This window comes from Pantoea sp. FN0302, assembly GCF_050113775.1.
Taxonomy (GTDB): domain Bacteria; phylum Pseudomonadota; class Gammaproteobacteria; order Enterobacterales; family Enterobacteriaceae; genus Mixta; species Mixta alhagi.
Map to the genome: position 1 here is coordinate 105606 of NZ_JBNJSM010000005.1, position 18357 is coordinate 123962.

Annotated in this window: 18 protein-coding genes; 7 read left to right on the top strand and 11 right to left on the bottom strand. The window is 51.8% G+C overall.

From position 1 onward, the window contains the following. Positions 1-45 precede the first annotated feature (45 nt). From treC to argF, 5 genes are all read right to left on the bottom strand, one after another. Positions 46-1713 (bottom strand): alpha,alpha-phosphotrehalase, encoded by a 1668-nt coding sequence (gene treC / locus ACQE32_RS16910; protein ID WP_427022123.1) that lies wholly within the window; start codon positions 1711-1713, stop codon positions 46-48. Positions 1714-2236: 523 nt separating this feature from the next. Further along, positions 2237-2623, bottom strand: a complete 387-nt coding sequence (ridA, locus tag ACQE32_RS16915) for a 2-iminobutanoate/2-iminopropanoate deaminase (protein WP_426982160.1) — start codon at positions 2621-2623, stop codon at positions 2237-2239. A gap of 77 nt (positions 2624-2700) precedes the next feature. Continuing rightward, positions 2701-3162 carry an aspartate carbamoyltransferase regulatory subunit gene (gene pyrI / locus ACQE32_RS16920; protein WP_085068253.1) on the bottom strand — a complete coding sequence of 154 codons (462 nt, stop codon included), beginning with the start codon at positions 3160-3162 and terminating at the stop codon, positions 2701-2703. 12 nt (positions 3163-3174) lie between these two features. Further along, positions 3175-4107, bottom strand: coding sequence for an aspartate carbamoyltransferase (gene pyrB / locus ACQE32_RS16925; protein WP_426982161.1), 933 nt, complete (start codon positions 4105-4107; stop codon positions 3175-3177). 238 nt (positions 4108-4345) lie between these two features. Continuing rightward, positions 4346-5365 carry an ornithine carbamoyltransferase gene (argF, locus tag ACQE32_RS16930; protein WP_426974834.1) on the bottom strand — a complete coding sequence of 340 codons (1020 nt, stop codon included), beginning with the start codon at positions 5363-5365 and terminating at the stop codon, positions 4346-4348. A gap of 159 nt (positions 5366-5524) precedes the next feature. On the opposite strand from argF, the gene rraB reads away from it, so the two are divergent. Beyond that, a complete protein-coding gene (gene rraB, locus ACQE32_RS16935; protein WP_085068248.1) occupies positions 5525-5941 on the top strand; it encodes a ribonuclease E inhibitor RraB in 417 nt (138 codons plus the stop codon). Positions 5942-6007: 66 nt separating this feature from the next. Continuing rightward, on the top strand, positions 6008-6778 hold the full coding sequence (gene miaE / locus ACQE32_RS16940) for a tRNA isopentenyl-2-thiomethyl-A-37 hydroxylase MiaE (RefSeq protein WP_426974833.1): 771 nt from the start codon (positions 6008-6010) through the stop codon (positions 6776-6778). A gap of 49 nt (positions 6779-6827) precedes the next feature. Here miaE and ACQE32_RS16945 read toward each other — a convergent pair whose 3' ends face one another. Both ACQE32_RS16945 and ACQE32_RS16950 read right to left on the bottom strand, forming a co-directional pair. Beyond that, positions 6828-7139: a DUF2645 family protein gene (locus ACQE32_RS16945; RefSeq protein WP_250651630.1), complete on the bottom strand. Its 312-nt coding sequence runs from the start codon at positions 7137-7139 to the stop codon at positions 6828-6830. Beyond that, positions 7136-7840: a hypothetical protein gene (locus ACQE32_RS16950; protein ID WP_426982163.1), complete on the bottom strand. Its 705-nt coding sequence runs from the start codon at positions 7838-7840 to the stop codon at positions 7136-7138. The genes ACQE32_RS16945 and ACQE32_RS16950 overlap by 4 nt, the downstream gene beginning before the upstream one ends. A 342-nt stretch (positions 7841-8182) precedes the next feature. On the opposite strand from ACQE32_RS16950, the gene ACQE32_RS16955 reads away from it, so the two are divergent. Continuing rightward, positions 8183-8584: a hypothetical protein gene (locus ACQE32_RS16955; RefSeq protein WP_427022124.1), complete on the top strand. Its 402-nt coding sequence runs from the start codon at positions 8183-8185 to the stop codon at positions 8582-8584. Between the two features lie 115 nt (positions 8585-8699). Next, positions 8700-9047, top strand: coding sequence for a putative T6SS immunity periplasmic lipoprotein (locus ACQE32_RS16960; RefSeq protein WP_427022125.1), 348 nt, complete (start codon positions 8700-8702; stop codon positions 9045-9047). A gap of 170 nt (positions 9048-9217) precedes the next feature. On the opposite strand, the gene ACQE32_RS16965 is transcribed toward ACQE32_RS16960, so the two are convergent. The 4 genes from ACQE32_RS16965 to pepA form a co-directional block, all read right to left on the bottom strand. Then, a complete protein-coding gene (locus ACQE32_RS16965) occupies positions 9218-9721 on the bottom strand; it encodes a GNAT family N-acetyltransferase (protein ID WP_085068243.1) in 504 nt (167 codons plus the stop codon). A 134-nt stretch (positions 9722-9855) separates the two neighbouring features. After that, positions 9856-12711 (bottom strand): valine--tRNA ligase, encoded by a 2856-nt coding sequence (locus ACQE32_RS16970; protein ID WP_427022126.1) that lies wholly within the window; start codon positions 12709-12711, stop codon positions 9856-9858. Positions 12712-12716: 5 nt separating this feature from the next. After that, entirely contained in the window at positions 12717-13187 is a 471-nt protein-coding gene (locus tag ACQE32_RS16975; RefSeq protein ID WP_427022127.1) for a DNA polymerase III subunit chi, read from the bottom strand. 205 nt (positions 13188-13392) lie between these two features. After that, on the bottom strand, positions 13393-14901 hold the full coding sequence (pepA, locus tag ACQE32_RS16980) for a leucyl aminopeptidase (RefSeq protein ID WP_085068239.1): 1509 nt from the start codon (positions 14899-14901) through the stop codon (positions 13393-13395). A 262-nt stretch (positions 14902-15163) separates the two neighbouring features. Between pepA and lptF the strand changes: the two genes are divergently transcribed. From lptF to ACQE32_RS16995, 3 genes are all read left to right on the top strand, one after another. Continuing rightward, positions 15164-16264, top strand: a complete 1101-nt coding sequence (lptF, locus tag ACQE32_RS16985) for an LPS export ABC transporter permease LptF (RefSeq protein ID WP_426974828.1) — start codon at positions 15164-15166, stop codon at positions 16262-16264. Further along, positions 16264-17340 (top strand): LPS export ABC transporter permease LptG, encoded by a 1077-nt coding sequence (lptG, locus tag ACQE32_RS16990; RefSeq protein ID WP_427022128.1) that lies wholly within the window; start codon positions 16264-16266, stop codon positions 17338-17340. The genes lptF and lptG overlap by 1 nt, the downstream gene beginning before the upstream one ends. Positions 17341-17930: 590 nt before the next feature. Continuing rightward, positions 17931-18338 carry a YsnF/AvaK domain-containing protein gene (locus ACQE32_RS16995; protein ID WP_250651638.1) on the top strand — a complete coding sequence of 136 codons (408 nt, stop codon included), beginning with the start codon at positions 17931-17933 and terminating at the stop codon, positions 18336-18338. Positions 18339-18357: the final 19 nt, after the last annotated feature.

Consider the following 18357-nt stretch of genomic DNA (forward strand, 5'->3'; position numbering starts at 1 on the left):
TTAAAACAGATGTCGCTGCGCGTTATTCACGCGCAGCGGTTTAACTCAATGATTTTTCTTCTGATACCACCAGACCGCTTCCCAGGGCCGCAGCATCATCTCGCCCGGCTCGTTTTTGGGATCCGGATAATTGCTCATCATCACTTCCCAACTGCTGCCAAACGACTCTTCCGGATGCCACGTCTGCGCCTCACGACTGAAGTTCGCCATCACCACCAGCGTTTCACCTTCATACTGGCGCTGATAGCACCAGAGATAAGGGTGATTCGGCAGCAGGTCAAGATAGTCGCCCCAGGTCAGGATCAGATAACGCTTACGCAGCTGGATAAGCTGTTTATAAGCATAAAAAATCGAGTTTGGGTCAGCGATGGCCGCTTCGGCATTAACGGTTTCATAATTCGGGCTCATGCCGATCCACGGCGTGCCGGTCGTAAAGCCGGCATTCTGGCTGGCGTCCCACTGCATCGGCGTACGGCCATTATCGCGCGATTTACTGGCCAGTATCGCCAGCAGGTTTTCGCTGTCGCGACCCTGTGCACGTAGTTCTGCATACATGTTATGACTTTCAATATCGCGGTAGTCGATGATGCGGGTAAAGCCGGGGTTGGTCATGCCCAGCTCTTCGCCCTGGAAAATATAGGGCGTGCCCTGCATACCATGCAGCACCATCGCCAGCATCTTCGCCGACTGCACACGATATTCGCCATCATCGCCCCAGCGTGAGACCACGCGCGGCTGATCGTGGTTACACCAGAACAGGGCGTTCCAGGCGCGATTGTGCATACCCTGCTGCCAGTGGGTAAAGATTTTCTTTTGCGCCACCAGATCCAGCGGGGTCAGTGTCCATTTCTGGCCATTCCAGAAATCCACTTCGACATGGTCAAAGCTGAAGACCATCGACAGCTCTTCGCCCTCCAGCGAGCCATACTGCTGGCAGTGCTCCAGCGTTGCAGAGGACATCTCGCCCACCGTCACCAGCTCGCGTGGACGAAAAACGTCGCGGCTCATCTCACGCATATATTCGTGAATGCGCGGCCCGTCGGTATAAAGACGCAGACCATCGCCATCGGGATCGTCAGGGAAATCCTGATGCTTGGAGACCAGGTTAATGACATCGAGACGCAGCCCATCGATACCGCGATCGGCCCAGAAGTTCACAATCTGCTTGAGCTCGGCGCGCACATTGTCATTTTCCCAGTTCAGATCGGCCTGTTCAGGCGCCCACAGGTGCATATAGTACTGATTACTTTCCGGATGCCAGCGCCATGCGGAGCCGCCGAACTTTGACTTCCAGTTATTAGGCGGTTCGTTGGGCTTGCCATCCCGCCAGATATAGTAGTCGCGATAAGGGCTTTCCGGGTTCAGCGATTCATGAAACCAGTGGTGCTGTGTGGAAGAGTGGTTAAACACCATATCAAGGATAATACGCAGCCCGCGCTTATGCGCCTGCTCAACCAAATGGTCGAAATCGCTCATTGTGCCGTAAGCGGGATCGATGGCGGTGTAGTTCGCCACGTCATAGCCGTTATCAACCTGCGGTGAAATATAAAAAGGCGTCAGCCAGATTGCATCCACACCCAGCATTTTCAGGTAGTCCAGACGCTGAATCACACCGGCCAGGTCGCCTGTGCCACTACCGGTCGTATCCTGGAAGCTCTTGGGATAGATTTGATAAATGACGCCGTTCTGCCACCATGGTGGAGTTTTATTCATTGCTCAATCCTGATTGCTTATCGGGGCGAAAACCGCCGCCCGTTTTATCGAAAAGTCTACTTTTTCACACTCAGTAAGGTTAGCTACTCCTTACGATTACGACACGCCGGACGCTGAGGAATCCGCTGAAAAAGCGATTTTTACGCCCTCTCAGGAGTGGAAAAAGGCTGTTGCTTCATAATATAGCGCCGTCTCCGCGCCCTTTATGCAGCCTGGTAAAACTCTTTACAGGGATGTTGCAAAAATTTTCCGCCGCCGCTGATTTAACCCCGCAATAGCCAGGAAAAGCACCCTATGCGCGGCTGCATCTGTTCAATATAGAAAAGGCGTTTCGCTAAGTGAATAAAGTAGCTTAGCAGTACTGGCGCAGCGGCGCATACGCGCAAAAGGGAAAGGCCAGCGTCATCGGCATGCGCGGATGAGCAAATCAGGAAAAGCCTGCTTTACGCCAGTAAAAAAGACCTGTCGGGAAAGCATTATTAAAAAGCCGCGTGCAACTGACGCGGCCTTATCGTTATGCCGATTAGCGACGTACGGCAATCGCTTCGATTTCAATTTTTACATCTTTTGGCAAACGCGCCACCTCCACGCAGGAGCGAGCAGGGAAAGGTGCGCCGTGCTCGTTGAAAAAGGCTTCATAGGTGGCATTAACAGTGGCGAAGTCGTTAAGGTCTTTAACGAACACCGTGGTTTTCACAATGTCACTTACCTTCAGACCTGCGGCTTCCACAATGGCCTGCACATTTTCCAGTGACTGACGTGCCTGCGCAGCAACGCCATCAGCGACCTTGCCGGTTTTAGGATCGACCGGGATCTGACCGGAAGTTATGATCATACTCCCCAGATCGACGCCCTGAACATAGGGTCCGATAGCGGCAGGGGCATTTTCCGTGCTGATTTCGCGTGACATAAATTCTCCTGAGGTGTGGGATGCCAGGCGGACAGCCTGCCCGCCCTGTCGCTCTATTATAGGAAGATGGAAAGTGTTTACCAGTTCGCCAGCACCACCTGATGCGCAAATTCTTTTTCACAATATTTGCACTTCAGCTGAACGTTATCAGCGCGTTTTCTGACGGCAAAACTGGAGTAAACCGGCTCCGTGCGGCTGATGCAGTTGCCGTTCGGACAGGTCAGCACGCGCTCAATACGATCCGGCAGCACAGGAACGATCTTGGCGACCACTTCATAATCATCGATCCGGTTAACGGTAGCGTGCGGCGCATAGACTGCTAACTGATTGATCTGCTCGTCGGTGAGGAAAGTGTTTTCGATCTTGATTAAATCTTTACGGCCCAGCGCCCCGGAGGGCAGGTTAAGTCCGATGGTAATGCGCTGCTCGGTTTCCGTCAGGCGGAACAGCGTTAAAAGTTTAAAGCCCACCTGCGCCGGAATATGATCGATTACCGTGCCGCGTTTGATGGCTTCAACCTGCAATTTATCTTGCGTCATACTGTTTCCTCCTTACAGAACCGGATCGCTGTTAAGCACTAATGCCAGAAGCGCCTGACGCGCATAAATACCGTTGCCGGCCTGCTGGAAATACCAGGCGTAAGGCGTTTTATCCACGTCGGTGGCGATCTCATCAACGCGCGGCAGCGGATGCAGCACTTTCATATTGTCGCGAGCGCCCTGCAAATCGGCGGCGCGCAGAACAAACTGCGCCTTCACGTTGGCATATTCCGAGGGATCGAGACGCTCTTTCTGTACACGCGTCATATAAAGAATATCCACCTGCGGCACCACCTCTTCAATACTGGCGTGGCGGCTCCAGGCAATGCCTTTTTCATCCAGCATATCGGTAATATAAGCGGGCATCGCCAGCGCCTCAGGCGCGATAAAGAAGAAGCGGTTGCCGTCAAATTTGGCCAGCGCCTGCGTCAGGGAATGCACGGTGCGGCCATATTTCAGGTCGCCGACCATCGCCACATTCAGATTGCTCAGGCGGCTTTGCGTTTCCTGAATAGTAAAGAGATCGAGCAGCGTTTGAGTGGGATGCTGATTCGCGCCGTCGCCCGCGTTCAGGATCGGAATCGCGCCGGAAAACTCGGTGGCGAGACGGGCCGCACCTTCCTGCGGATGACGCATCACAATCGCATCGACATAGGTACTGATAACGGAAATGGTATCGGCCAGCGTTTCGCCCTTTTTGCCCAGCGAGGTATTGCTGCTGTCGGAAAACCCGACCACCGCCGCGCCCAGCCGCTGTATGGCCGTTTCAAAAGAGAGGCGAGTGCGCGTAGAGGCTTCAAAGAAACAGCTGGCAATCACTTTATGCTTCAGCAGCTCTGGCTGTGGCCGGGCCTTCAGGCTGGCCGCCGCATGCAGCACCAGCTCCAGCTCCTCGCGGCTGAGATCGTTAATCGAAATTATATGCTTGTGATACAGCGGATTCATGCGTCACTCTCCTTTAGGCGTGCCGGATTAAGGACGAAAAAAAAGCCCCTGCAATGAGGGGCTTTTTTACGATTGGTCGCTGACGGAAGGAAACAGGCGCGCCGCCTGCATTCAGGCGTGATTGAGCGATCGCTGTTTTATGGCTCAGTTGCATGCGTCCTCCCGACAAATTGTGGCGCATTATACGCATTCGGTTTGCAGCATCAAGTAAAAAACGCGCGCCGGGTAACCGTTTGCGTTACGCTAATTTACCCGGTTTCGCCAGCGTGGCGACCATCACCGCTTTAATGGTATGCAGCCGGTTTTCCGCCTGATCGAAAACGATGCTGTGCGCCGATTCAAATACCTCATTGGTGACTTCCATGCCGCCATGCAGATCGTATTGCTCAGCCATCTGTTTCCCCAGCGTGGTTTGGTCATCGTGCAGCGCGGGCAGGCAGTGAAGAAATTTCACCTTTTCATTACCGGTAAGCTGTAGCATCGCCATATTCACCTGATAATTACGCAGCAGGGCGATACGTTCCTGCCAGCGCTCTTTGGCTTCGCCCATTGAGACCCACACGTCGGTATAGATAAAGTCCGCCTGTTTGACCCCTTCAGCAATATCTTCCGTCAGGGTGATTTTTCCGCCGTTCAGCTTTGCCACCTCGCGGCATTCATTCACCAGATGCTCTTCCGGCCAACAGCTCTTCGGCGCTACCAGCCGCAGATCAATGCCCATCAGCGCTGCGGCTTCCATCAGGCTGTTGCCCATGTTATTGCGCGCATCGCCTGTATAGGTCAGCACCATTGCGCGTAATGATTTTTCCGGCAGGTGTTCCTGCATGGTTAACAGATCGGCCAGCAGCTGGGTAGGGTGGAACTCATCGGTCAGGCCGTTCCACACCGGCACGCCAGCATATTCGGCTAAGGTCTCTACGATCTGCTGACCGTGACCACGATACTGAATGCCGTCATACATGCGGCCCAGCACGCGTGCGGTATCCTTAATCGATTCCTTGTGGCCGATTTGGCTGCCGCTGGGCGCCAGATAGGTAACGCGGGCGCCCTGATCAAACGCGGCAACTTCGAAAGAGCATCGGGTACGGGTCGACTCTTTTTCGAAGATGAGCGCGATATTTTTGCCCTGCAGGTGCGGCACTTCCTCACCGTTTTTTTTCGCGATTTTTAATTCAGCAGCGAGGGCCAGCAGCGCATTAATTTCTGCTGGGGTAAAATCGAGCAGCCTGAGGAAATGGCGTTGATAAAACTGACTCATACAGCACTCCTTGTCCTTTTAAATTGAATTAAAATTCAATTTAACCGTATGAATATGCATTTTCAACCCTGTGCGCAATAAACTTTTGCTTTTGTGTAGTGGCGCGGAGTGCAGTGTGGGAAAATAATCACATTGTCTGCCAAAACAGAGGAACCCATCATGGCATATGAAGAATTGCTGGAAGAGCAGCGCGAAGAGACGCGAGCGATTATCGAAGAGCTGCTGGAGGATGGCAGCGACCCCGATGCGCTTTACACCATTGAGCATCATCTTTCCTGCGACAGCTTCGAAGCGCTGGAAAAAGCAGCGGTAGACGCTTTCAAGCTGGGCTATGAAGTTACCGAGCCGGAAGAGCTGGAGCTGGAAGATGGTTCAACCGTTATGTGCGTTGATATCCTGAGCGAGCTGGCGCTTAAGCCTGAGCTGCTCGATGCGCAGGTTGAGCAACTGGTTAACCTAGCCGGCAAGCATAACGTTGATTATGACGGCTGGGGCACCTACTTCGAAGATCCGGATGCGGAAGATGAAGAAGAGGGTGATTACATTGACGAAGACGATGACGGTATCCGCCATTAATAGCCTGCCGCTTTAAATATTGATCCGGCGTGCCGTTAAGGCGCGCCTTTTAACCATAGCGATAGTATGAATTACGCCGATCTCCTTGCTCCCATTCACCAGTTTCTGCATTGCCGTACGCCGCAGGCGTGGATTGATGAAGCGCGCAAACCAGAAAACCTCCCCTTGCTGCTCACCGATCATATGGTTTGTGAACTGAAAGCGGCACAGACGGCCACCTGGTTGATTCGTAAATATGTTGCTGATAAGCCCAGCGGCGAGGCGATCCTTGCGTGGCTAAAGCCTTATGAAGCCTTTGTGCATCGCGAAGATCACGACAGCGGGTTTATTGAAGCGCATAAAAATTTGTCCAGGCGTATTATCACCCGTAACGATATCCCCTGGGGCGATGAGCTGCTGGATAAGATGATATTGCTGATTAAAGAAGAGCTGCACCATTTTTATCAGGTATGGGAAATCATGCAGGCACGCGGCATCGCTTATCAAAAGATCACTGCCAGCCGGTATGCCAAAGGCCTGCTGCGCGAAGTGATTACCCATGAACCGGAAACGCTGGTGGATAAGCTGATCTGCGGCGCTTATATTGAGGCACGCTCCTGCGAGCGGTTCGCCAGTCTGGCGCCCTGGCTGGACGAGGAACTGGCGAAATTTTACGTTTCACTGCTGCGTTCCGAGGCGCGTCATTATCAGGATTATCTGTCGCTGGCGGCACGTATCGCGCCTTTTGATATTGCCGGAAGGGTGCGTCAGATTGGCGAAGCCGAAGCGCGTCTGATTCAGGAACCGGATAACGAACTACGCTTTCACAGCGGCGTGCCGGCCTGGCGTATGATGTAGCTTGTGGTAGCTATTCGGCTCAGGAACAGCCATAAGCCATTGCGGCTGATTAACATCCATGCAGCCGCCCAAAAAACCGCCAGTACCAAAATGCCATTAATAGCAGGGCAAGCAGTGGCAAATAAAGCGCGCGCTGCTTTTTACGCAGGCTAAGCCAGAGTAATGGCGCGATAAGCAGAAGCGTTAACGGAGCGGTAAATGAACGGATATCGTCAACAACAAATGTTTTGTAAGCATCGCAAACCGTCTTGATTTCATCGCCATCGATATATTGCTCTTCTTTGAAATAAGAAAGATAAGCGATATTGAAAAAACAGAAGCTGCTATAAAACAACGTTAAGGCGAACATTTTCCAATTCATTTTTTTACTTCCAGTATTATTTCTAAGGTTTGCTTTTTTTCAAGAATTCTACGCCCATAAGAACTCCATGCGCGTGTGGCATGCCCTTTGGGTGCATGGATAGAATCAATGATATCTTGTTTGTCCCGGGATGTGCCCCGGTTATAACGTGAGCCAGCCAAAATTAATTGCTCATCATTTAGCGTTTCGGTATCAGCGTCTGGATAATCATATTTAATTAACTGTCGTAGATGTTGTGCAACTATACGTAAGTTAAACTCATTATTATACAAACATGTGGCTAGCTGAAACTGTTGAAGAGAACTAAGATTTTTAGGGTTTATGCCTAAGGTTTCCGCTACCGCCCTCAACTGAATTGCTACGGCACCAACTGAGACGGCGTTAGACCATTGATTATCTTTTTTAAGTAAAAATTCTAATAATTGCCTGAATTGTAATACACCATAGCCTTTTAATCTTTCTGGTGTCCCGCCGACTTCAGCGATAGCAACGCCTGCCAACAATAAAGCCGGGATATGTTCTTCTTTTGCTATTTTAATTACTTTATCTTTATTATAAGTCAGGTAAGCCGCTTTATAGGCCCACAGGTAATTTTCCCCTGTAAGGAAGCGTTGGTTATTTGGAAGAAACCAAAAACGCATGAAGTCGACTCCGTTCCAATGGGGAAAACCTTCGTTATCAACTTTGCAAAACATATTCATGTCGCCTCTCCTGGCATTAATTCCATAGACTATATTTTACTTTCTGGTTAAAAAGTCGTCAATAACGAATCTATTAAAAAGGCGCTTACAGCGCCTTTAACATCCTTACTTCGCAGTCGTCGTGACCGTTGCAACCGAGCGGCCCGTAAATATACTAAAATTATAAATACGATAATAATGTAGGAATTAATAATACAAATCTAAAAATGGTTAAAAACAACACTATTACAATAAAGCGCAATACTGGCAAGTGTGACAAGCTAAGCAATATATCGCATTTTTAATTGACAGCATCTATCTAAAGCAGAGTATGATTTATAGACAGCAGACAAGGAGGTTTTTATGGGGATACAAAGAGGTGGGTTACGTTTAATGACACCTGGGGAAATTAATTTATCTCAGCAACTATATCATCATTCAATCCAATACAATAAGGTTTGGATACATCACGGGAGCTTTTTACCTTTTGGCATGCAAGAAAACAATACTGCGATGACGCCAACTGGTGAGATATGGTTTGAAACCAATGTATATTCAGATGATTACTCTTATACTTCCATCGATTTACAACACCTTTTTATACATGAAATGATGCATGTCTGGCAAAAACAAAAGGGCATGTATGTGATAATGCGTGGGCTATTCTCATGGGCTGCTGATTACTCTTATGATTTGACAAAGTCAGGCTGGCTGACTATTCAATGGAGCAACAGGCTGCTATCGTCGCTCATTACTGGTTGCTAACGTCACACGGGTTTAAAAATTATCCTTATATTGTAAAGTATAAAGGCCTTCATCAGAATGAAAACCATAATTCATTAATTTTGAAATATAAAAAAGTATTGGGAGGGTTTCCTTTTTGAGAGATTTTATTTTACTCGCTCTGTTTTTTTTAACATCCTGCGGTTCAGGGGACAGACTGCAATTTAGAAATCCTGGTAACGCAAGCATTACTTTAAATTCAGTGTGTATTAATGCACAGCCGGGTAAGGTGTTATCTTACTACTTGCTAAGCTCTTCCGTTAATCATTATAAAAAGCCTATTGCTACAGAAGATAATATAAAAAAAACTTATCCAGATACGTGTATTTCTACAAGCCTGCAATCAGATGCGAAATACACTCTTATTTATATTTTAGATAACGATAAGTACAGGCTGGAGTTTTCCGTTGATCGCCAGGGAAAGATTAGCTCGGGAGGAAGATAACTTAATCTTATCAGTGACTTGATAAGGTTTGTTTCCATAGTATAACGCTATGCTATAACGAAAACTCTCATATGTGTTAATTTCAACTTACTGCTTTTACCTGGTACTGCTACCAAGTACAGCTGTGTTCACCAGTGATGAACTCATTAAGACAAGCCAATAAAAGGCGCTTACAGCGCCTTTAACATCCTTACTTCGCAGTCGTCGTGACCGGTGCAACCGAGCGGCCCGTCAATATGTTGAAAACCCAGTTTTTCATATAACCGAATCGCCTGCGTCAGGCTGGCGGTGGTTTCCAGGTAGCAGCGCTTAAAGCCGTGCTCACGGGCGAAATCCATCGCCTGTAGCGCCAGACGGTGCGCCATGCCGCGACCGCGCAGCTGCGGCAGGAAATACATTTTTTGCAGTTCGCATATATCCGGCGCGCTGCACTGCAGCGGAGCCACGCCGCCGCCGCCCATAATCTTGCCATCCAGCTCGATAACCCAGTAGGCGCTATTCTCCGTGTTATACAGCTCAAATAGCCGATCCAGATTAGGATCGGAAACGGTATAGCCTTTATCAGCGGTCAGGCCGAACTCAGCGGATACGGTACGTATTACCTGCGCAATATACGGGTTATCTGCTGCGGTAATCGGGCGGACGCGAAGCGAAGTGTCTGGGGCGATATTCATACGTCTGGCTCAGATTAAGAAAAGGAAAAAGAGTGTAATAACATCGCTTGCCGCCTGATGCAATGGCACAGGATGATGACATAAAAAAACCGTGGCCAGGTTGCCCTGCCACGGTTGTTTTTTGCTTTAGCGGATTACAGCGCGGCGATAACGCTCTGCTGTTCAATCAGTTTGGCCTTGCCCTGTTCCAGCTCCGCCATACGATCGCGCTCTTTCGCAACCACCGCTTCCGGTGCGCGGGCAACGAAAGACTCGTTGGAAAGGCGAGCATTGATTTTTTCCATCTCGGCTTCCAGCTTCGCCAGCTCTTTGGCCAGACGATCCAGCTCCGCTTCCTTATCGACCAGACCCGCCATCGGGATCAGCAGTTCAGCGCCATCCACCAGCTTGGTGACGGAAAGCGGACCTTTCTCTCCCTGCGCCAGCACGGTAATGTCGCTTAAACGCGCCATCGCCTGCAGGAAGTTACGGTTCTCGCTCACGCGACGCTGAGCGTCGGCACTGGCACCGCGCAGCAGCAGCTCCAGTGGTTTACCCGGAGAGATATTCATCTCGGCGCGGATATTACGTACCGCTACAATCGCCTGCTTCAGCCATTCCGTATCGGCCAGCGCCGCATCGTCTGCCTGTGCCGCGTTATAAGCCGGGAAAGGCTGCAGCATAATGGTATCGTCGCTGATGCCTTTCAGCACTTTTACCCGCTGCCAGATGGTTTCAGTGATAAACGGAATAATCGGGTGCGCCAGGCGCAGCAGCGCTTCCAGCACGCTAACCAGCGTATGACGCGTACCGCGCAGCTCCGCTTCTGAACCGTTGTGCATCACCGGCTTGGTCAGCTCCAGATACCAGTCGCAGAACTGGTTCCAGGTGAACTCATACAGAATGTTCGCAGCGATATCGAAGCGATAGCTGTCCAGCGCTTCACGATAAGCTTTCACCGTGTTGTTGAACTCTGCCAGAATCCAGCGATCGGCCAGCGACAGCACCATTTCGCCGCCGTTCTGCCCGCAATCTTTCTCTTCGGTATTCATCAGCACAAAGCGGCTGGCGTTCCACAGCTTATTACAGAAGTTGCGGTAGCCTTCCAGACGCTTCATATCCCAGTTGATATCGCGACCGGTAGAGGCCAGCGCCGCCAGCGTAAAGCGCAGCGCATCGGTGCCCGCCGGCTCGATGCCGTTCGGGAACTGCTTCTCGGTGCGCTTGCGAATTTTTTCCGCCAGCTGCGGCTGCATCATGTTGCCGGTACGTTTTTCCAGCAGCGCCTCAAGCGAAATGCCATCCACCATATCCAGCGGATCGATGACGTTACCTTTCGATTTCGACATCTTCTGGCCTTCTTCATCGCGGATCAAACCGGTCATATAGACGGTTTTGAACGGCACCTGCGGCTTACCGTTTTCATCCTTCATAAAGTGCATGGTCAGCATGATCATGCGCGCAATCCAGAAGAAGATGATATCGAAGCCGCTGACCAGCACGCTGGTCGGGTGGAAGGTGCGCAGCGCGTCGGTATTCTCCGGCCAGCCAAGGGTAGAGAACGTCCAGAGACCGGAAGAGAACCAGGTATCCAGTACGTCATCGTCCTGATGCAGCGCAACGCTGGCATCCAGCTGGTTTTCCGCGCGCACTTCTTCTTCGCTGCGGCCAACATAAACGTTGCCCTGTGCGTCATACCAGGCAGGAATACGATGACCCCACCACAGCTGGCGAGAAATACACCAGTCCTGAATATCGCGCATCCAGGAGAAGTACATGTTTTCGTACTGCTTCGGTACAAACTGAATATCGCCGTTCTCAACCGCTTCAACCGCCACTTTTGCCAGCGGTGCGGTGCGCACGTACCATTGATCGGTCAGCATCGGCTCGATCACCACACCGCCGCGATCGCCGTAAGGCACGGTCAGGTCGTGAGCTTTAACCTCTTCCAGCAGGCCCAGCGCGTCAACGGCAGCGACGATCGCTTTACGCGCGGCAAAACGTTCCAGCTTCTGGAACTGTTCCGGCAGGGTCGTGGCGTAGACGTCAGTTTCTTCGCCGTTGGTATCGTAAACCTGGGCGCTTTCACGGATATCGCCATCAAAGGTCAGAATATTGATCATCGGCAGCTTATGACGACGGCCAACTTCATAGTCGTTGAAATCGTGCGCCGGGGTGATCTTCACGCAGCCGGTGCCTTTTTCCATATCGGCATGCTCATCGCCCAGAATCGGGATACGACGATCCACCAGCGGCAGCACGACATACTTACCGATCAGATCTTTATAACGCGGATCTTCCGGATTAACCGCCACGCCGGTATCGCCCAGCAGGGTTTCCGGACGGGTCGTGGCAACCACCAGATAATCTTTACCATCAGCGGTTTTCGCGCCGTCCGCCAGCGGATAGCGGATATGCCACATGGAACCTTTGGTTTCACGGTTTTCCACTTCCAGATCGGAGATGGCGGTGCGCAGCTTCGGATCCCAGTTAACCAGGCGTTTGCCACGGTAGATCAGGTTCTCTTTATACAGGCGAACAAACACTTCTTTCACCGCATTAGAGAGACCTTCATCCATAGTGAAGCGCTCGCGCTCCCAGTCTACAGAGTTACCGAGGCGGCGCATCTGGTTAGTAATGGTGCCGCCAGATTCCGCTTTCCATTGCCACACCTTGTCGATAAAGGCATCGCGACCGTAATCCTGGCGTGTTTTTCCCTCTTCAGCGGCAATCTTGCGCTCTACAACCATTTGCGTGGCGATACCCGCGTGGTCGGTTCCGACCTGCCACAGGGTATTTTTTCCCTGCATGCGCTGATAACGCACCATAGTGTCCATGATGGTTTGCTGGAAGGCATGACCCATATGCAAGCTACCGGTGACGTTCGGCGGCGGGATCATGATGCAGAAGCTTTCCTGGCTGGTATCGCCATTCGGTTTAAAGTAGCCCTGCTTTTCCCAATGCTCGTAAAGCGGCTGTTCGATCTCTTGCGGATTATATGTCTTTTCCATTTCTGCTATGTCGTTTGCGGCTGTGGCGGGGTTGCCGTATTCAAGTGGAAGCCGACGCTGCGATAGGCTTTATAGCGTGCACGCGCCTGCTGTTTCAAAGATTCTTCGCTCGGAACAAAGTCTATCACTTCATGGAAAGCGGTGGCAAAATCTGCAAACTGCGGCAGCAGGCTGATCAGCAGATCGCGCGGCGCGTTGCCCCGGCGCTGCGGCCAGGCCAGCTCCACCGGCGCGCCATATTTCGGGCCTTCTCCGGCCAGATTATGCGGAACGAAGGCGTTGGCCGGACGTTGCCACAGCGCCTCATCCAGGCGAATCGCCTGCTGTTCATCTTCACAGGCGATCAAAATGCGCTGGCCTTTACGCCAGTGTTCGGCAGCAAGGTCGCAGGTCAGCCGCTCAATGGCGTTCAGACCATCCGCGGTGGAGTCTTGGTCCGGAACCTGCTCCAGAAGATAGAACGTTGCGTTTTTCATGGTCTGGATTCTTTATGCGTGACAGAAAATTCTTGTTCCGGGCTTGGATGCCGGAAGAAAAAGCACTTTACCATAAGTGAGTGAGGATTTGCCCGCCTGGCACAGAGTGGCGTAAGGAAACCTGCGTCAGGCGATACAACGCGTGCGCCGGCAGGCAAAAAAATCCCCGGCTTAAGCGCCAGGGACTTTTTATCATGAGGAAGGCTTAATCGTCGCCGTTCAGTCCGGCGCGGTTCAACAGGAACTGCGACAGCAGGGCGACAGGACGACCGGTCGCACCTTTGGCTTTACCTGAGCGCCAGGCCGTGCCCGCGATATCCAGATGCGCCCAGTTATATTTGCGCGCAAAGCGAGCCAGGAAGCAGGCAGCGGTAATGGCTCCACCCGGACGGCCGCCAATATTTGCCATATCAGCGAAGTTGGATTCCAGCTGCTCCTGATACTCATCTGCCATCGGCAGACGCCAGGCACGGTCGCCCGCCTGCTCGGAAGCGCCGATCAGCTCGTGCGCCAACGGGTTATGGTTCGACAGCAAGCCGCTGATATGATGACCCAGCGCGATCACGCAGGCACCGGTCAGCGTGGCAACATCAATCACCACGTCCGGATCGAAACGCTCAACGTAGGTTAAGGCGTCGCACAGCACCAGACGGCCCTCGGCATCGGTATTCAGCACCTCTACCGTCTGTCCGGACATGGTGGTCAGCACATCACCCGGACGGAACGCCCGGCCGCCCGGCATGTTTTCACAACCGGCCAGCACGCCGACCACGTTCAGCGGCAGGTTCAGCTCCGCCACCATGCGCATCACGCCATAGACCGAAGCCGCGCCGCACATATCGTATTTCATCTCATCCATGCCTTCGGCAGGCTTGATGGAGATACCGCCGGAATCGAAAGTCAGCCCTTTACCCACCAGCACAATAGGTTTGCTTTCCGGGTCCGGACTGCCTTTATATTCAATCACCGACATCAGCGATTCATTCTGCGACCCCTGGCCGACCGCCAGATAGGCGTTCATGCCCAGCTCTTTCATCTGCTGTTCGCCGATAACGCGCGTGGTGATGTTGCTCCAGGCGTCCGCCAGCTGACGCGCCTGCGAAGCCAGATAGGCAGCGTTACAGATATTCGGTGGCATATTGCCAAGATCTTTTGCCGCTTTGATGCCGGCGGCAATTGCCAGGCCGTGCTGAATGGCGCGCTCGCCGCTGGTCAGCTCGCGGCGCGTAGGCACGTTAAACACCATTTTACGCAGCGGACGACGCGGTTCGACTTTATTGCTTTTCAACTGGTCGAAGCTGTAAAGGGTCTCTTTCGCCGTTTCCACCGCCTGGCGTACTTTCCAGTAAGTGTTGCGCCCTTTAACATGCAGTTCGGTCAGAAAGCAGACCGCTTCCATTGAGCCGGTATCATTCAGCGTATTAATGGTTTTTTGAATGACCTGCTTATACTGGCGCTCGTCCAGCTCTCGCTCTTTTCCACAGCCAATGAGCAAAATCCGCTCAGAAAGGATATTCGGCACATGATGCAGCAGCAGCGTTTGGCCCACTTTACCTTCCAGCTCGCCGCGGCGCAGCAGGGCGCTGATATAGCCATCGCTGATTTTATCCAGCTGTTCGGCGATTGGCGACAGACGGCGCGGCTCAAAGACACCCACAACGATACAGGCACTACGCTGTTTCTCGGGGCTACCGCTTTTTACACTGAACTCCATGCACTCTCCTGAATCTTAAAGACAACGGCGCTGGCTGCGGCTAGAATGTACCGCTTCGTAACGTTTACGCCGTTGCGTACGACGCTCCTGGTAGCCAGGCGTCAGTTTGTGTTTCAGTGACATTGTTATTTTTGACGTCACCTGAACGCTTGTGTCATACAATAGATCTATGACAACGGCCATTGATGATGAGAAATGGCGAATAAGCGTTGAAACTATCGATTTTCCAGCAAAAAGACAAGTTTTCACAGGCATACGAAGCGTGATAATCATTAGATATCTGGTTCGGGAAACGCTCAAAAGCCAGCTGGCAATACTCTTTATCCTGCTGTTGATCTTCTTCTGTCAGAAGCTAGTCAGGATCCTGGGCGCTGCCGTGGATGGTGAGATCCCGACAAACTTAGTTCTTACCCTGTTAGGGCTCGGCGTGCCAGAAATGGCACAGCTTATACTGCCGCTCAGCCTGTTCCTGGCCATCCTGATGACGCTGGGGCGGCTGTATACCGAAAGCGAAATCACCGTGATGCACGCCTGCGGCTTAAGCAAGGCGGTGCTGGTCAAAGCGGCGATGGTGCTGATGCTGCTAACGGCGGCGGTGGCGGCAGTCAACGTTGTCTGGCTTGGCCCCTGGTCATCGCGCTATCAAAGCGAGGTGACGCAGAATGCGAAAGCTAATCCTGGCGCTGCGGCGCTGGCGGCGGGGAAATTCCAGCCCTCCAGCGACGGCAATAGCGTTCTCTTTATTGAAGATGTGAAAGGCAATCAGTTCGGTCACGTTTTCCTGGCGCAGCTGCGTCCGAAAGGCAATGCGCGCCCGTCCGTTGTAATGGCGGATAGCGGCTATATGGAGCAGCGTCCGGACGGTTCGCAGGTGGTCACGCTGGATAAAGGCACCCGCTTTGAGGGCACCGCGCTGCTGCGTGATTTCCGCATTACGGATTTCACGCACTATCAGGCGATTGTCGGCTATAAAACCGCCACGCTCGATCCTAACGACGCCGAACAGGCGGAGTTTAAGGATCTGTTCGGCAACAGATCGCCGGAGTTCCGCTCTGAGCTGCACTGGCGTTTAACGCTGATATTTGCCGTGCTGGCGATGGCGCTGATGGTGGTACCGCTTAGCGTGGTAAACCCACGTCAGGGACGCGTGCTTTCCATGTTACCGGCTATGCTGCTCTATTTAATCTTCTTCCTGTTACAGAGCTCGCTAAAATCAAACGGCGCGAAGGGACGGCTCGATCCGGCAATCTGGATGTGGGCGGTTAACCTGAGCTATCTGGCGCTGGCGATTGTTCTGAACGTGTGGGATACGGTGCCGATGCGCCGTCTGCGCGCCCGCTTTACGCGTGGAGGCTCAATCTGATGTTTGGCGTATTAGACCGCTATATCGGTAAAACGATCTTTAACACCATTATGCTGACGCTTTTTATGCTGGTATCGCTTTCCGGCATTATTAAGTTTGTCGATCAGCTGCGCAAAACCGGGCAGGGCGCCTACACAGCGCTTGATGCAGGCTATTACGCTCTGCTCAGCGTGCCAAAGGATATTGAGACATTCTTTCCGATGGCCGCGCTGCTTGGCGCGTTGCTGGGCCTTGGTACCCTGGCCCAGCGCAGTGAGCTGGTGGTGATGCAAGCCTCTGGTTTTACCCGTCTGCAAATCGCGCTGTCGGTGATGAAAACTGCCATTCCGCTGGTGCTGCTCACCATGGCGATCGGTGAGTTTGTTGCGCCGCAGGGCGAGCAGATGGCGCGTAACTTCCGTGCGCAACAGCTGCTCGGCGGCTCGCTGCTCTCTACCCATTCCGGCCTCTGGGCAAAAGATGGCAATAGCTTTATCTATATAGAACGCCTGAAGGGCAATAATGAACTTGATGGCGTTAGTATCTACAACTTTAACGATCAGCGGCGGTTAGTGAGTGTACGCTATGCCGCTACCGCTACCTGGGATAAAGAGCATCGGCGCTGGAATCTGGGGCAGGTGGATGAGTCCAATCTGACCAATGCCAAACAGATCACCGGCAAGCAGAGCATTAACGGCCAGTGGAAAACCAATCTGACGCCGGACAAACTCGGCGTGGTGGCACTGGACCCGGATGCGCTGTCGATCCGTGGGCTGTATAACTACTCTAAATATCTGGTGCAGAGCGGTCAGGAGTCAGGACGCTATCGGCTTAATATGTGGGGCAAGATTTTCCAGCCGCTGTCGGTGGCAGTAATGATGCTGATGGCGCTGTCGTTTATCTTTGGTCCGCTACGTAGCGTATCGATGGGCGTGCGTGTGGTCACCGGTATCAGCTTTGGCTTCCTGTTCTATGTGCTGGATCAGATCTTTGGTCCGCTCAGCCTGGTATATGGCTTACCGCCGATTTTGGGCGCAGTGCTGCCCAGCGCGGCCTTCTTTGCTATCAGCGTCTGGATGCTGATGAAGCGACGTTAAGCTTCTGGTGCGGCAGATTACTGCCGCACCGGCTTAGCAGCCTGACGGGCTGCTGTTGTTCTTGCACGACCTTTCTACCCCTTTTACGCTGCTTCCTGCTTCCTGCTTCCTGCTTCCTGCTTCCTGCTTTCTTATTTCTCTGTTCTTTGCTGTGATTTTATTTTTATAAAGATTAACTGGGGTCATGACTTTTAATTTTTGCAAATTTATTTTATTGCGAAATATCTGATTTTTTGCCTGCTCATAATTTATTACGGCCCTGATAAGGTAAATGTAAATAGTCTCGTGATTTTTTTCTCGACGCGTAACGCTTGTTTAATTTGCTGCATTTATAACAAGTTAGGCGCTAAAGAAAATCTGGCGCGGATAAAAGGAAAAACAAAAAGGCCGTTAAGCCAGAAAAAGCGGCAATAATCAGGGCCGTTTACCCGCTCATTATTAACAGGATTTATATTTCTTAACAATTTGCCGTGCTCGATTATTACATAAGCTCCCGTTTGGTCTATGCTTTATAACTATTACGGTAAGTTATCGGAAACGTTCGATAATCGATGCATATTCTGAACGGCGCTATTTTATGGAGGGCGAGTATGACGAAGAAAATTGCGCCGCATGAGAGAGTAACGGAACAGCATGAAGCCATTCCGTTAGCAGAAGAGCAGGCGGAGGTAAGCACGCAGCGCGTGGTTGACCGTCGCATCCGTATTAGCCGCTCCACGACAACGGCAGAGAAGCTGTTAGAAACCGAGCTCTGGCATGAAGAAGTTAAGATAGAACACATCGAAAAAAATGAACCGGTGGAGGAAGGCTATTTCCCACAGGTTCGTCAGGAAGGCGATGTGTTAATTGTGCCGGTAATTGAAGAGCAGGTGGAAATTATTCGTCACTATATATTGAAAGAAGAAGTACATATTCACAAGCTGAAGAAAAGCGAACAGTTTCAGCAAAAAGTGACATTACGTAGCCAGGAGATAGAGATCAACAAGGAAGATACTTAACCGTCAACCTAAGCACGAG